The sequence below is a fragment of the Aurantiacibacter sp. MUD61 genome (assembly GCF_027912455.1).
GTDB lineage: Bacteria > Pseudomonadota > Alphaproteobacteria > Sphingomonadales > Sphingomonadaceae > Alteraurantiacibacter.
The window spans coordinates 1,486,850-1,500,730 of the sequence record NZ_CP115446.1 but is presented as its reverse complement, the minus strand read 5'-3'; the positions used below and the strand labels follow the sequence as shown (position 1 = coordinate 1,500,730).

Sequence of the window (13,881 nt, the reverse complement as noted above, 5' to 3'; positions counted from 1 at the left end):
GGTACGGCAGTCAGACATGCATTCATGTCCAACGCGCCTTCTCCAACACGGTTCCATTCGAATTCGAATTACCGAAAATTGCGCAAATTTGGACGGTCAAAATCGAAGCCGAGAAAAAATTGGAAAAAAAATTCACACCGCGGGAACCGATTTTCAGGCGAGCCATTATCCTTACATCACCGCCGAGACCCCCCTCCCGTCCAAAACGGCAGTGATACGATCCCGAAAGGCCTTCGCTCAAAAGAGCGGAGGCCTTTTTTCTTGGATCTGAACAAATTGCGCGTGAAAATGCGAGCCCTGTCCGGACGTCTCGCAACAGGCAGGGAGCGCTTAACGGCGCAGTTTTGCGAAGGGGCCGAGCCGGCGCGAAGCGGTCAATTTCTCGACCAACACATCGGGATCGTAAGGCTTTTCAAAGACCGTGCCCATTTCCGCGATCTCGCCGGGAATATCCTGAGGGGCTCCGGTGGAGAAGACGATTTTGGGAAGTTTGGCGCCGAGCAGGCTGACGAGCTCCGCGATAGCCCAGCCGTCGTCACGATCGGCCAGGTGAACATCGAGGATGATGACATCGGGCTTCGCACCATCGTTCAGAGCTTCCATGGTCGCCTTCATCGTGGAGACAACGGTAACTTCGTGCGTGCCGCTGCGACGAAAGGCGTCTTCCAGCGACATCGCGAGGATGGCATCATCCTCCACGATCAGCGCATGGGCGAACGGTTTGCCTGCGCTTTTGGTCTCTGCTGATTTGGTGGCCACATTTCATCCCTGCAGCGCCATCGCTGCCTCACCGGACCAAACGTGCATACCCGCCAGTGCGTTCCCGCCGAAATAGCTGCGATTACAGCGTCTTCGAATAAATGCGGTATTCGCGGTTGATTTTGGACTCGATGGCATCGGCGATCGCGACCATTCCCTTGTTGTCTTCAAGGATCCAGCCAACTTCACCTCGCGACGCGCCGTGCTCTTCGACCGCATATCGCCGGATATATTCGATCATCATGAAGGCCAGCTGGCTCGCGAGCCGTGTATTCTGGTATTGGGACACTACGCCCATCAGCGGCACGCGAAAGCCCGCATCCTTGGGATTGCGCAGCCACCACAGCAGCTTGGCCCAGTTGAAGGGGAAGAGCTTTCCGTCGAAATCTTTGAGCTTCTGATTGATGTCCGGCCAGGAGAGCATGAAGGCTGCGGGCTCTCCATCCACCTCCGCAATCATATTCGCGCCTTCGAGGATCAGCGGTTTCAGCTTTTTCGCGCCATAGGCCTTCTCTGTCTCCGTGAATGGGACGAAACCCCAGTTCTTCGACCACGCATCGTTGAGGATATCGATGGCAATCGCGGCCTCTTCCGCAAAGCGCGATTTGTCGACCGTGCGTACGGTGATCCGGCTGCTGCGTTCACCCGATTTGACGATCCGCTTGATCAGTTCTGGAAACCCGCTGCGGACATCCAGATCGTATGTGTAGAGCCGCTTGGCGGTTTCATAGCCCTGCGCTTCGACCCAGCCCTGATAGGCGGCATTGTGATGTCCCATGAGGAGCATCGGTGGGTGATCGTGGCCCTGCACCAGCAGGCCGGGTTCTTCCCAGATGGAGAGGCTGATCGGAGCGAGCACGCGGGTCATGCCCCGTTCGCGCAGCCATTCCTCGGCGCGGGCGATCAGGGCGGACATTACTTCTTCACTATCGGCTTCCATCAGGCCCCAATTGCCCGTTCCCGGGCCCATGCCCTGCTCGGGCGGCTGGGCGAGCGCCAGCTCATCATAATGCGCGGAAATCCGCCCCACAACTTCTCCCCCGCGCCGGGCGAGGAACAATTGCACTTTGGCATGTTCGTGGAACGGGTTCTTTCCCGGCGTCAGCAGTTCCACCATATCGGCACGCAGCGGCGGCACCCAATTGGGGTCATTGGCATTCAGTCGATAAGCGCAATCGATAAATGCGTTGAGGTCACTCTTGCCCGAAACCGGGGTAATCACTATTTCGCCTGCCACGAAGCCCGCCCTGCCTGCTCACCAGTTTTGTTCATGAGCCAGCAGCACTGCTTATGCTTGAGGCGGTATGTCAAGCGCCTGCCAAATAGGCTAAGGCGGAAAAACCGGCGCATGGGGCGCTGCAACAGGACAATTCGAGAGTTTTATCGCAATGGATGCGACGACTATTCCCGAGAACGCGAAATCCGGCCCCGATGCCGGAGGGCGCCGCGTGCATTCGCAAATTCCCGATGACAAGGCGATGCTGCGCGCTGCGGCAGAGCTGACGCGCGACATCAACAAGGCGCGCCCCGAAATTTACTGGCCCGATATGCTGATCAGCGCTTCAGTGGGTTATGGCGCGCTGGCGGGAGCGATTTTGTTCGAAACGCCGTGGATGGCATGGGTCAGCGCGATTGTCGCTGTGTTCGCGCTCTACCGCGCGCTGCTGTTCATCCACGAAATCAGCCATCTGCACCGCGATGCCCTTCCCGGCTTTCGCACGGCATGGAACCTCATCGTCGGCATTCCGATGCTGACGCCCAGCCTGATGTATGACAGCCCGCACCGCATCCATCACAAGCGCACGCAATATGGCACGGTGGAAGACCCCGAATACATGCCGCTCGCCCTGATGAAACCGTGGAGCCTGCCTATCTTCGTGCTGGTGGCCGCTCTGGCGCCGATCGGCCTGCTGATCCGCTGGGGCGTCCTTGCCCCGCTGGGCCTTATCATCCCTCCCTTGCGCAAAGTGGCGTGGGAGCGCTTTTCGACGCTGGCGATCAACCCTGAATTCCGTCGCCGCCCGGCTGAGGAAAAGGAGCGCAACTGGTTCCTGTTCCAGCAGGTGGGCGCAAGCGTTTGGGCGATTTTCCTTATGACCACGCCGTTCTGGCTCGGCTGGCAGCCACTGCTGATCGCTGCGGGCATCACTGCCGCTGTCGCCGTGTTCAACCAGTTGCGCACGCTGGTCGCGCATTTGTGGGAGAATGATGGCGAGGCGATGACGGTGACCGCGCAATATCTCGACAGCGTTAATGTGCCGCGCTTCCTTGCCGGCATCTGGGCACCGGTGGGCCTGCGCTATCACGCGCTCCACCATCTCATGCCGTCGCTGCCGTACCACTCGCTGCATGAAGCGCATAAACGCATCAGCACCCATCTGGGCGCGGGATCGACATTCGATCAGGCGAGCCACCCGGGCATGTGGCCGCTGGTCGGCCGGATCGCGCGCAGCACGATGGGCCGACGCGCGTAAGCCTGAGCCAAGAGCACAAAAGGAAAGGGCCGCCCCGGATGGGAGCGGCCCTTTCCTTTGTGTATTCCGTTAGTGAGGAGCTAGCGCGATTACATCTCGCTGTCGTCACCGCCCATTTCACCCGTGTTGTCTTCGGGCAGGCCCTGCTCATCATCCATTGCCTCTTCGACGTATGGCGCTTCGGCGGTCTGCGGGATGACTTCCTGCGGCTCGTCCACTTCGCCTTCGATCACGGTCGAGCCTTCGGTCATCACTTCAACCTGATCGTCGGCCTCTTCGGGCTCTGCCTCGCAGGCTGTCAGGGCGAAAAGGGCGATGGCAGGTATCGCGAGCATTGATGTCTTCATGGGATTTCTCCTGTCGAGTTGGCTTAGATCACAAACTGTCTTGCTTCCCGCGCGTTCCGGATTGGGAAACCTCTGCGCTCACTCTTCGGTGCGGACGAGCACCGTCTCACCCAGCAGCAGGAAGAGGAAGAACGGCCCCCAGGCGGCGAGAAGCGGCGGGTATCCACCGAAACTGCCCATCGCGAGCGCTGCATTGTCGACGACGAAATAGGCAAAGCCCAGCGCCATGCCGATCACCGCGCGGATAAAGAGATTGCCCGAACGCGCGAGGCCGAAGCCTGCAACAGCGCCCAGCAACGGCATCAGCACAGCGGAGAGCGGCCCCGATATCTTGTGCCACCATTTCGCTTCAAGCTCGCTGGTCCGGCGACCCGCGCTTTGCAAGGCGTCGATGCTGCGCGAAAGCTCTGCCAAAGTCTCGGCATCCGGATCGACGCGGCGCAATTCGACTTGTCCGATCTCGACGCCCGGCGCGACCACGGTCTCGCCCAGTTCTTCCGTATCGGCAGTCGCTACGTTGAACACGCTGGCGTTCTCCAGCCGCCAACCGGGGCCAGCGAAAGTGGCGCGATCCGCGCTCACCTGGCGGGTGATCATGCCGTTATCGTCGCGCTCGTAGAAAGTGACATTTGTCAGCACCGTCGCATCCGCCCTCCCCCCGGCGGTAGCGGCCATGAGTATGTCATTGCCGTCGTTGTAATAGACATTGCTGCGCACCGCCGGATCATCGGGCACAGCGGCATATTCTACCGCTTCCCACGCCTTGAGCGTCGCCGAGGCGCGTGTAACGACCCTCTCGTTAAAGGCGAACGACACGACGGCGACGATCATGCCCATCAGCAGCAGCGGCGCGAGGATCTGGTGCGCGGAGAGCCCTGCGGCCTTCATCGCGATCACTTCCGAATTCTGGTTTAGGCCAGCCAGCGTGATGATCGTCGCCAGCAGCACCGAATAGGGCAGGAAACGCGCGATTAACTGCGGTGTGCGCAGCGAAGCGTATTTCCACAGTTCCGCCTCACCATTGCCGTCAATAGCGAGAATGTCGCCCGTCTTGCCGAGCAAATCGAGCATCATCAGCACCAGCACGAGCATCGCCAGCACCGCAATGATGCGAAGCGCGAACATCTTTGCCAGATAGATCGTCAACTGGCGGGAGGGAAAGAAATCAAGCAGCATGGCCCGCTCCCTTCGTCAGCTGCGCTTCTTCAAGCACCTCTTGCTGCGCCGCCTGGTCGTCTTCCGTGCCGAATTCGCCTTCGGGTACCACACCTTTCAGCCGGTTGCGGCCGAGGATGCGGCTGATGAAGCGGCCGACCTTGGCGTAGAAGGCTTCGAGGAAGCCGATGGCCTGCCCGCCCGGCACGAAGGCGACCTGATAATACATCCAGCCGATCAACGCGGCGAGGACTGCAAACGGCCCCCACAGCGCGAGGAAGGGATCGAGCTGGCCGATGGCGGCGACTTCCGATCCGTATTGATTGATCTTGTGGTAGGACACGACAATCACGATCGACAGGAAGATACCGAGCGCGCTGGTCGATCGCTTGGGCGGAATGGCTAGCGCGACGGCGAGCAATGGCAGCATGAACATCATGACCACTTCCACCATGCGGTAATTGAAAGCGGCCTGGCTGGCGGCGCGTTCGATTGAGCTGCTCTGCGGGCTCCAGCCGATTTCGAGCAATTCGGGAATGACATATTCGCGCTCATCCTCGCCGCGGTCGCGAAATTCCTGCAGGGCGGGAAGATCGATCGGCAAATCGTGCTGGCTGAAACTCAGGACGCGCGGCGAGCCTTCGGTCACTTCGTGGATGATCGTGCCATCCACCAGCCGCAGGATGATGGTGTTGCGATCTTCCCGATTGGCGAGGAAGCGCCCTTCGCGCGCAGTGATGGAAAGGACCTGGCCTTCATCGTCGGCAAAACGGGCGAAAATGCCCTCAAGCTCACGCCCGTCATCGCGGCTGCCCTCGATGCGCAGGGCCATGCGGCTGTCGATCGTGTTGAATTCGCCCACCTTGATCGATGCGCCCAGCGCGCCCGATCGCAGTTCGAATTCCATTTCCTCATAGGCAAAGCGCGCCTGCGGCTGGATGAAGCCGACGATGGCAAAGTTGATCGCCATAAGGCCGAAAGTGAGCATGTAGGGCACACGCAGCAGCCGGGTATAGGAAAGGCCGACCGCGCGCATCACGTCGAGCTCGCTCGACAGCGCGAGCTTCCGAAACGCAAACAGCACGCCGAGCATCAGCCCCAGCGGAATCGCGAGGCCGGCATATTCGGGTATGACGTTGAGCAGCATCTCGAAAACGATGCCGATGGGGCCGCCTTCGGTGCTGACGAATTCAAACAACCGCAGCATCTTCTCGAGCAGCAGCAGGCTGGCAGCGAGAATGAAAATACCGATCATCGGCACAATCGTGAGCCGGAAGATATATCGGTCTGTGGCGGTTAAAAAGCGGGACAAGGCGATCGTTTCAAAAGTGTGCGTCACCGCGCCTTAGCGGCAATTTTCAACCGGGTCAGCCCCTACACTTTACGGTATTACGCCTTCTCCAGCGTGCATTGCAGCGGGTGCTGGTTTTCGCGGGCGAAATCCATCACCTGATTGACCTTGGTCTCGGCCACTTCGTAGGGGAAAATCCCGCAAACGCCGACGCCGCGCTGGTGGACCTGCAGCATTACCCGGGTCGCTTCTTCCAGATCCATGCGGAAGAAACGCTTCAGGACGAGCACGACGAATTCCATCGGCGTGTAATCGTCATTCAGCATCAGTACCTTGTACTGGCTCGGCTTCTTCGGCTTGGCGCGCGTTTTGGTGGCGAGGCCAACCTGCCCTTCGCCATCTGCGTCATCGCCATCGTCCCCGCCATCCTCACCGGCGGCGGTTACGGCCCATGAGAGGGCATCAGTAGAAGAAAGCAGGTTTTGCATAGGAAGCGCCGAATATCGCATCGCGTGGCCAAGCTTCAAGGGGTTCTCTTACAAATACCTTGAAGCCCGAGCTTTCCGCGCCGTTCACGAATGGAAAAACATTGGGACCAAAAGCATCAGGCCGGACAGCTTGCGCTGCCCGGCCCGTTATCTGACCGCCGGGAGAGAGGAGATGGCGGTCTGACGCTAATTGTGGAAGGTTATGCGACCTTCGAAAGCTTTTCAGCTGCGACGTTCACGCGGCCCGAAATCGGAGCGGCGGCGTCGTTGGCCAGCTTCACTGCTGCGTCGGTGTTCTTGGAGGTGGCAGCAACCATCGCATCAAAGTTACGACGGAGAATCTTGCCCTGCAGCTGGAACAGCTCGGTCGGGCTCTTGATCGCAGCCATTTCCTTGAGGTCTGCAGTCATGGTTTCGTACGCGCTCTTGGCTTCGTCAGCATAGGTCTTTCCCATGGTCTGCACGCCTTCTGCGAGGATCTTGCCGCTTTCGACGACAGCTTCGACGTTGCCCTTGGCGAAGTCGGTAGCTTCGGTCATTGCAGCGGTGCCCTTTTCATAGGCAGCCTGCGTGCGATCCTGCATCTCCTTGGCAGCATCGGTCATCGTTTCGGTCATTACTGCGGTGTAATCGGTGGTCTTGGTGGCCATGATGGTTTCCTTAAGTTCTGTAACAGTTGGTTTGGTTGTCGCAGGTGCCGCTTTCTTTGCGGTCTTCGCTGCGGTTTTCTTGGGGGCTGTGGTCTTTTTCGGAGCTGCTTTCTTCGGAGCAGCCTTTGCCTTTGTAGGAGCAGCCTTCTTCTTGGCGGCTGCCTTCGCAGGCGTTTTCTTCGGCGATGCGCTCTTGGATGCCGGGGCCTTCTTCGCTGCCGGTTTCTTGGCAGGAGCGGCCTTCTTCACCGGAGCAGGCTTTTCGGCTTCTACCGCCTTGGCGGGAGCCTTTTCAGCGGGCGCCTTATCCTTGTTCTCGGCTGCATCAGCCTTGAGCGATTCGACAAGCTTGCCCTTGGCAGGCTTCACCTCAGACGCGGCTGCGGCGTAGGCCTTCTCTGCGCTGGCATCACTTTTGGTATCTGAATCGGCCATGTGTCCTCGCTTTCGTGGTCGCACCATTGCGACCTCTTGTTGCAGTGCACAATATAGGTTTGTGCAGGTGCGAAGTCAAGGACTTTTTGTGCAGTGCACAATAAGCACATCTGTCTGTAAATTAAGCGATTAATTCCGTCAACGCGCTTTTACATAGCGGCCCGGAGCATCTTCGATCGCAGGATTGGCCTTGCTACCAGGCTTGCGTGCTCCGATCGCTTTTACGGTCTTGGGATCCTGCGCGCGAAGCCATTCCAGCCAGTCCGGCCACCAGCTGCCGGGATGCTCCGTCGCGCCTTCGACGAGACTTGCCAGCGAGTCGAACTCGCCTTCATTGGTCCAATACTGGTATTTCTTCGCATCGGGCGGATTGACCACGCCGGCGATGTGGCCGCTGCCCGCCAGCACGAAGCGGATCGGGCCGCTGAAATTCTCGGTGATTTTCCAAACGCTGTCGGGGGGAGCGATATGGTCCTCGCGGCCTGCCTGCACATAGCTCGGCACCTTGACCTCGGTCAGATCAATCGGCGTGTCCTCGACGGTGAGCGCACCGGGCTCCACCAGCAGATTGTCACGGTAGAGATCGCGCAGATAGGCCGCGTGCCACTTGGCTGGCAGGTTGGTGACGTCACCATTCCAGTAGAGCAGGTCGAACGCCGGATATTCTTCTCCCAGCAGATAGTGATTGACCACGTAATTCCAGATCAGGTCGGACCCGCGGAGCATATTGAAGGTCGCGGCGAGATAGCGCCCGTCGAGATAGCCACCCTTGCTCGCCTGCCGGATGAATTCGAGCTTCCCGTCATCGACAAACAGCTTGAGATCGCCCGCATGGGTAAAATCGACCTGGGCGGTAAAGAAGGTTGCGCTTTTGACCTTGTCCGCTTCGCCGCGCTTCGCCTGCACCGCCAGCGTGCCCGCCAGCGTCGTGCCCGCGACGCAATAGCCGATGGCGTGGACGCTTTTCACTTTCAGCCGGTCGCGCACCACGTCGATCGCTTCCATCTGGGCGAGGAAGTAATCGTCCCAATCGATATGGGCGAGGCTGTCGTCAGCCGACTTCCAGCTCACCATCAGAACGGTGATGCCCTGATCCACCGCCCATTTGACGAAGCTCTTCTTCGCGTTGAGATCGAGGATGTAGAAGCGGTTGATCCACGGCGGGAAGATCACCAGCGGCGTTTCCATCAACTCTGGCGTGGTCGGCGTGTACTGGATGAGCTGGAACAGCTCGGTCTCGTAAATGACCTTGCCCGGCGTCGCGGCGATATTGCCGCCGACTTCGAACTGGCTGGTATCGGTGTGGGTGAGCTGCCCCTTCTCAAGGTCGCTAGAGAGCCGCTCAAGCCCCTTCATGATATTGTCGCCGCCGGTTTCCATCGTGCGTTCGAGCACGACCGGATTCATCAGCGGGAAATTGGCCGGGCTCATCGCGTCGAGCACATTTTGCGTGGCGAAGCGCAGATCCTTACGCTCTTCATCGCTCAGCCCTTCGGCAGTGTCGACGCTTTCGCGCAGGCGCTCAGCAATCAGCAGATAGGTCTGGTGCAGCAGGGCGAACACCGGCTGCTCTCGCCATGCCTTGTCGGCGAAGCGGCGATCACGGCGGGGAAGCTGCGGATCGGCGGCGTCGCCATCATCGGGTTTGGCGGAATATTGCGACAGCACGCTCTGCCACAGCTCGACGCCATCGGCCCACATCTTCTGCTGCTGCACCGGATCGAGCATGGGCATGGCGGCGGACCAATTGCGCATCGCATCGAGCCAGTTGGACGGTGTGGTCAGCATCGGCGCAGGGCGCTGTTCTTCGGGCAGGCAGAACTGCAGCCATGTCTTCTGGAACTCCATCATGGCATCGCCCATCGCGTCGATCGCGCTCTGATCGGGCACGCTCGCCTCTGCCTCCGGAGCGATCGACTGCATCATCTGGCGCGCCGCCTCGCCCTGAATGCGCAGCATTTCGGTGAAGATGTCGGCCGCGTCCTGTGGCGGCGTGTCGCCTGATGTCGTGTCTTTTGCCATGGTTCGGCCCCTATACCTGCGCCCGAGCAATTGTTTAAGGTGCGCGCATACGAATTTGGCACACTGCCCTATGGAACGCGTTGCACCGGCAATGTGTTTCCGTCATTGATCGCCAGCAATCGCCTATCCGCAAAAGGGAGCAAACGAACCGCCCATGCTCGATAATGATTTCTACCGCATCAAACGCCTGCCGCCCTATGTCATTGCAGAAGTCAATGCGATGCGCGCGGCGGCGCGTGCAGAAGGACGCGACATCATCGATCTTGGCATGGGCAATCCCGATCAGCCCCCGCCGCAGCATGTGATCGACAAGCTTTGCGAAGTTGCCCAGAACCCGGATGCACATGGCTATTCGCAGTCCAAGGGCATTCCCGGCCTGCGCAAGGCTCAGGCCAATTATTACGAGCGCCGCTTTGGGGTCGATCTCGATCCGGAAACCGAAGTCGTTGTCACGCTCGGCTCGAAGGAAGGGCTCGCCAGCCTCGCCACCGCGATTACCGCGCCGGGTGACACCATCCTCGCCCCTAATCCGAGCTATCCGATCCATACGTTCGGTTTCATCATTGCCGGCGCCAGCATCCGCAGCGTGCCGACCACGCCGGACGAGGATTACTGGAAAGCGCTCGATCAGGCAGTGAATTTCACTGTTCCGCGTCCCACCGTGCTGGTGGTCAATTTCCCTTCCAACCCGACAGCCGAAGTCGTCGATCTCGATTTCTACGAGCGGCTGGTCGACTGGGCGAAGTTCCACAAGGTCTGGATCCTGTCCGACCTCGCCTATTCGGAACTCTATTATGACGGAAAGCCGACACCTTCGATCCTGCAGGCGAAGAACGCCAAGGATATCGCCATCGAATTCACCAGCCTTTCCAAGACCTATGGCATGGCGGGCTGGCGCATGGGTTTCGCGGTGGGGAATCGCACGCTGATTTCCGCACTCACGCGGGTGAAAAGCTACATCGACTATGGCGCCTTCACGCCGATCCAGGCGGCGGCATGTGCTGCGCTGAACGGTCCGCAGGACTACGTCGAGAAAACCCGCGAAATGTATCACAAGCGGCGCGATGTCATGGTGGATTCCTTCACCCGCGCCGGGTGGGAAATCCCCTCCCCGCCAGCCAGCATGTTCGCCTGGGCACCACTACCGCCCGCGCTGAAGGACATGGGCAGCCTCGAGTTTTCCAAGCAATTGCTGACCCAGGCCGAAGTCGCCGTGGCACCCGGCGTTGGCTATGGCGAAGACGGCGAAGGCTATGTCCGCATCGCGATGGTAGAGAATGAGCAGCGGCTGCGGCAGGCCGCGCGCAACATCAAGCGCTATTTGCAAAGCATGGGCGTGAACGCGCCAAACGAGTGATTGCGCACATCGCGTACCCGGAGTGCGCATCCGCATTTCCACTTAACGCATTGCAATCTTGCGCTTGGAAGGCGAACACGCTTGCATAGAGCGTGATGCTTATGGAGCGGGCGATTGCCATTCTTTGGGTGGATAGCGCGAGGGGTTAAGCCTCCGCCACGGTGGGATCTGCGTCGACACGACTGGATGTTGTGTCACGGGCGCTGTGGCTGCCGGGCGGAATGCCGCCACGTATTGGTCTGCGACACGCGCGAGCTTACCGGAGAACAGCGAATCGCCATGGCGCAGGCGGACCAGCCGGCCTGGCGTCTCATCATGATCGGCGTCGAGCGGCCCGAGGAACGCGCGCAATTGCTCAACCTTGGCTGCGCAGAGGCTCTGCCAGCGGAAACCGATCTGCCCGAGCTGATGGCCCGTTCACAGCGGGTGAGCGACATGTTCGGCATGTTGCCGCGCTGGCGCAATGTCGGCGGGCTCACGCTCGATCTCTTCCACCGCGATGCGCGGCGGGGTGCGCGCTGGCTGGGGCTCCACCCGCGCGAATTCGGTGTGATCTGGCGGCTGGCAGATCGCCCGGGCGAACGCGTTACCCGCAAGCAATTGCTTACCGATGTCTGGCGGCTCAATCATGAGCCCGAGACGAATAGCGTCGAAGTGCATATCTCACGCCTGCGCAGCAAGCTGGCGGGCGCTGGCGCTGAAGGAATGGTCGAGACCGCGCCCAACGGCGGTTATCGGCTGGGCGACACGGCGGACATGATGTTTCCCGATGAGCCGCCCGGAGAGGACGCACTCGATGCCTATCTGCGCAGCCTCGGCTGGATGCGCGAAGCCGCCGATCAGCCGGACAATTGCGCCGCGAATTTGTCGAACACGGTTTCGTGAAGCGGTTGCTCGAAAGCGATCCCCGCCCGGCCATCTTCATTCCACACCAGCTCGGCCGGCTGGGCGCTGAGACCTGGCAGAGTGACCAGCACCCGGTCACCAGGGCTGGCGCTCCAGCCGCGCGCTTCCACCATTGCCCCGCCAATCGACAGATCGAGCACTTCCAGGTCAGCACTCATGCCGCGCCGCGATCGGCATTTGATGCGCAATTCCTGCTTGTCGAGAGCGGCAGACGCCATGGTTTTGCTTTCTTCAGAAGGCCCGCTGGGCTGATTCGCGATCCGATTGTGGCATCGGCCCGTTAAGGTGCTCTAAACCCCATTCTCTAAGCACTTGCTCGCATTCAGGCTTAAAGCCGCATTCACCCTCTTCCCAATTCCCGCAGACCGCGAGGGCGCGATAAAGATTGGGCATTGCACAGGCGGCCTAGCTGGGTTAGTTGGCGCGCCTTCGCGAGGCCCGATGGCGGAGTGGTTACGCAGAGGACTGCAAATCCTTGCACGCCGGTTCGATTCCGGCTCGGGCCTCCACTTCCCTTAACCGGGATGTGCCGCTTTAGCTCAGTTGGTAGAGCACATCATTCGTAATGATGGGGTCACGTGTTCGAGTCACGTAAGCGGCACCACCAACTCATTTCTCAACATCGCTGGAAGCCTTGAAATTCCGCCGTTTTTGCGGGATAGAATGTGTCTCACAAGCGCTTGGCGCTCCTGCTAGTGCCCCCAGAAATCGCCGAATTTGGGGGCACTTATGGGGGCACCAGCCGCAAAGCCACATTCAGGTGCCCCCATATGGCTCTTAAAGCGTTGGAAGTTAAGGCGTTTCAGCCTTCCACGAAGACCTATCGCAAAAGCGACGAGAAAGGTCTCTATATCGAAATTCGCCCAAGCGGATCAAAGCTTTGGTTTCTCAAGTATCGTATAGACGGGAAAGAAAAGCGGCTGGGTTTAGGTAGTTATCCCGACGTGACCCTAGCCGATGCACGGACGGCCCGCGATGAGGCCCGCGCAGAAATCAAGGCCGGGCGTGATCCGCTATTCGAGCGAAAAATGGAGAAGATCGAAAAGCGCATTGGTGCGGGCAATACCTTCCAGACAGTCGCAGAGGATTTCATCGCAACAAAGCTGGTAGCCAATGAGAAAGCCGCGGCCACGATCAAAAAGGCGCGCTGGTTTCTGTCTCACCTTGCACCCGCAATCGGCAATCGCCCAATTTCCGAAATCAAACCAGCCGAGTTACTGGAAGCCCTCAAGAAGATCGAGCGGCGTGGCCACCGCGAAACGGCTGTGCGCACCAGAAACTTTGCCAGCCGCGTTTTCCGCCATGGTGTGGCGACGGCACGATGCGAAGCCGATCCTGCTGCGCTGCTGACTGGAGCGCTGGCCACACCCCTTGTAAAACATCACGCGGCCATCATCGAGCCAAAGCCTCTCGGCGAATTTCTGCGCGCTGTAGACAACTACACCGGCGGCCCGATTGTTAAGCTGGCGATGCAGATAGCGCCGCACGTATTCCTTAGGCCAGGAGAGCTGCGAAGGGCGCGATGGGAGGAGGTCAACTGGGAGGAAGGCCATTGGACAATCGACGCCAGCCGGACGAAGCTGCGCCGCCCGCATACTGTGCCCTTATCCCGCCAAGTCACAGCGATGCTTCGCGAACTGCAACAGCATTCCGATGGCTTTGAGCTAATGTTCATTGGCCAGCGTTCACACCTTCGCCCGATGAGCGGAAATGCGATGAACTCTGCATTCCGACGCATGGGGTTTGACGGCGATACCGTCACATCGCATGGCATGCGCTCCACCGCGTCTACCCTGCTTAATGAGAGCGGGAAATGGCACCCCGATGCAATCGAGCGGGCTTTGGCGCATGGGCACAGCGACAAGGTGCGCGGCACCTATGCGAGGGGGCAGCATTGGGAGGAACGCGTTCAGATGGCGCAATGGTGGAGCGATTATCTCGACCGCATCCGGATCGGTGGACAGGTTGTGGATTTTCAAGCGCGTGAAGCCTGAATA

At 59.7% G+C, this 13,881-nt stretch carries 13 protein-coding genes and 2 tRNA genes; 6 read left to right on the top strand and 9 right to left on the bottom strand.

What is annotated here, in order from left to right; translation table 11 throughout:
• Positions 1 to 330: 330 nt before the first annotated feature.
• Together O2N64_RS07225 and O2N64_RS07220 are read right to left on the bottom strand one after the other, a co-directional pair.
• Positions 331 to 759 (bottom strand): response regulator, encoded by a 429-nt coding sequence (locus tag O2N64_RS07225; protein WP_271076948.1) that lies wholly within the window; start codon positions 757 to 759, stop codon positions 331 to 333.
• Between the two features lie 82 nt (positions 760 to 841).
• Complete coding sequence (locus tag O2N64_RS07220; RefSeq protein WP_271076947.1) at positions 842 to 1,996, bottom strand: N-acetyltransferase; 1,155 nt, start codon at positions 1,994 to 1,996, stop codon at positions 842 to 844.
• Between the two features lie 151 nt (positions 1,997 to 2,147).
• Between O2N64_RS07220 and O2N64_RS07215 the strand changes: the two genes are divergently transcribed.
• Positions 2,148 to 3,233 carry a fatty acid desaturase family protein gene (locus tag O2N64_RS07215; protein ID WP_271076946.1) on the top strand — a complete coding sequence of 362 codons (1,086 nt, stop codon included), beginning with the start codon at positions 2,148 to 2,150 and terminating at the stop codon, positions 3,231 to 3,233.
• Between the two features lie 89 nt (positions 3,234 to 3,322).
• Here O2N64_RS07215 and O2N64_RS07210 read toward each other — a convergent pair whose 3' ends face one another.
• The 6 genes from O2N64_RS07210 to O2N64_RS07185 all read right to left on the bottom strand — a co-directional run bounded on the left by O2N64_RS07210 (position 3,323) and on the right by O2N64_RS07185 (position 9,621).
• Positions 3,323 to 3,580: a hypothetical protein gene (locus tag O2N64_RS07210; RefSeq protein WP_271076945.1), complete on the bottom strand. Its 258-nt coding sequence runs from the start codon at positions 3,578 to 3,580 to the stop codon at positions 3,323 to 3,325.
• A 78-nt stretch (positions 3,581 to 3,658) separates the two neighbouring features.
• Positions 3,659 to 4,756: an LPS export ABC transporter permease LptG gene (gene lptG / locus O2N64_RS07205; RefSeq protein ID WP_271076944.1), complete on the bottom strand. Its 1,098-nt coding sequence runs from the start codon at positions 4,754 to 4,756 to the stop codon at positions 3,659 to 3,661.
• Complete coding sequence (locus O2N64_RS07200; protein ID WP_271079613.1) at positions 4,746 to 5,990, bottom strand: LptF/LptG family permease; 1,245 nt, start codon at positions 5,988 to 5,990, stop codon at positions 4,746 to 4,748. The genes lptG and O2N64_RS07200 overlap by 11 nt, the downstream gene beginning before the upstream one ends.
• A 134-nt stretch (positions 5,991 to 6,124) precedes the next feature.
• On the bottom strand, positions 6,125 to 6,514 hold the full coding sequence (clpS, locus tag O2N64_RS07195; RefSeq protein ID WP_271076943.1) for an ATP-dependent Clp protease adapter ClpS: 390 nt from the start codon (positions 6,512 to 6,514) through the stop codon (positions 6,125 to 6,127).
• Between the two features lie 200 nt (positions 6,515 to 6,714).
• Positions 6,715 to 7,599: a phasin family protein gene (locus tag O2N64_RS07190; protein ID WP_271076942.1), complete on the bottom strand. Its 885-nt coding sequence runs from the start codon at positions 7,597 to 7,599 to the stop codon at positions 6,715 to 6,717.
• 138 nt (positions 7,600 to 7,737) lie between these two features.
• On the bottom strand, positions 7,738 to 9,621 hold the full coding sequence (locus tag O2N64_RS07185) for a PHA/PHB synthase family protein (RefSeq protein ID WP_271076941.1): 1,884 nt from the start codon (positions 9,619 to 9,621) through the stop codon (positions 7,738 to 7,740).
• Positions 9,622 to 9,775: 154 nt separating this feature from the next.
• On the opposite strand from O2N64_RS07185, the gene O2N64_RS07180 reads away from it, so the two are divergent.
• Together O2N64_RS07180 and O2N64_RS07175 are read left to right on the top strand one after the other, a co-directional pair.
• A complete protein-coding gene (locus O2N64_RS07180; RefSeq protein WP_271076940.1) occupies positions 9,776 to 10,978 on the top strand; it encodes an LL-diaminopimelate aminotransferase in 1,203 nt (400 codons plus the stop codon).
• 279 nt (positions 10,979 to 11,257) lie between these two features.
• A complete protein-coding gene (locus tag O2N64_RS07175; RefSeq protein ID WP_271076939.1) occupies positions 11,258 to 11,863 on the top strand; it encodes a winged helix-turn-helix domain-containing protein in 606 nt (201 codons plus the stop codon).
• Here O2N64_RS07175 and O2N64_RS07170 read toward each other — a convergent pair.
• Positions 11,818 to 12,102, bottom strand: a complete 285-nt coding sequence (locus tag O2N64_RS07170) for a PilZ domain-containing protein (RefSeq protein ID WP_197922562.1) — start codon at positions 12,100 to 12,102, stop codon at positions 11,818 to 11,820. The two genes, O2N64_RS07175 and O2N64_RS07170, sit on opposite strands and share 46 nt — an antisense overlap.
• Positions 12,103 to 12,319: 217 nt before the next feature.
• On the opposite strand from O2N64_RS07170, the gene O2N64_RS07165 reads away from it, so the two are divergent.
• From O2N64_RS07165 to O2N64_RS07155, 3 genes are all read left to right on the top strand, one after another.
• Positions 12,320 to 12,393: transfer RNA gene (locus O2N64_RS07165), tRNA-Cys, on the top strand.
• Positions 12,394 to 12,412: 19 nt separating this feature from the next.
• Positions 12,413 to 12,488: transfer RNA gene (locus O2N64_RS07160), tRNA-Thr, on the top strand.
• 166 nt (positions 12,489 to 12,654) lie between these two features.
• A complete protein-coding gene (locus O2N64_RS07155) occupies positions 12,655 to 13,878 on the top strand; it encodes a tyrosine-type recombinase/integrase (RefSeq protein WP_271076938.1) in 1,224 nt (407 codons plus the stop codon).
• Positions 13,879 to 13,881: the final 3 nt, after the last annotated feature.

Bases quoted from the DNA above. Each gene is read 5' to 3' on its own strand.
- O2N64_RS07190 (WP_271076942.1), bottom strand. From the start codon at position 7,599: ATGGCCGATTCAGATACCAAAAGTGATGCCAGCGCAGAGAAGGCCTAC.
- O2N64_RS07155 (WP_271076938.1), top strand. From the start codon at position 12,655: ATGGCTCTTAAAGCGTTGGAAGTTAAGGCGTTTCAGCCTTCCACGAAG.
- clpS (WP_271076943.1), bottom strand. From the start codon at position 6,514: ATGCAAAACCTGCTTTCTTCTACTGATGCCCTCTCATGGGCCGTAACC.
- O2N64_RS07185 (WP_271076941.1), bottom strand. From the start codon at position 9,621: ATGGCAAAAGACACGACATCAGGCGACACGCCGCCACAGGACGCGGCC.
- O2N64_RS07180 (WP_271076940.1), top strand. From the start codon at position 9,776: ATGCTCGATAATGATTTCTACCGCATCAAACGCCTGCCGCCCTATGTC.
- O2N64_RS07200 (WP_271079613.1), bottom strand. From the start codon at position 5,990: ATGATCGGTATTTTCATTCTCGCTGCCAGCCTGCTGCTGCTCGAGAAG.
- O2N64_RS07175 (WP_271076939.1), top strand. From the start codon at position 11,258: ATGGCGCAGGCGGACCAGCCGGCCTGGCGTCTCATCATGATCGGCGTC.
- O2N64_RS07210 (WP_271076945.1), bottom strand. From the start codon at position 3,580: ATGAAGACATCAATGCTCGCGATACCTGCCATCGCCCTTTTCGCCCTG.
- O2N64_RS07215 (WP_271076946.1), top strand. From the start codon at position 2,148: ATGGATGCGACGACTATTCCCGAGAACGCGAAATCCGGCCCCGATGCC.
- O2N64_RS07170 (WP_197922562.1), bottom strand. From the start codon at position 12,102: ATGGCGTCTGCCGCTCTCGACAAGCAGGAATTGCGCATCAAATGCCGA.
- lptG (WP_271076944.1), bottom strand. From the start codon at position 4,756: ATGCTGCTTGATTTCTTTCCCTCCCGCCAGTTGACGATCTATCTGGCA.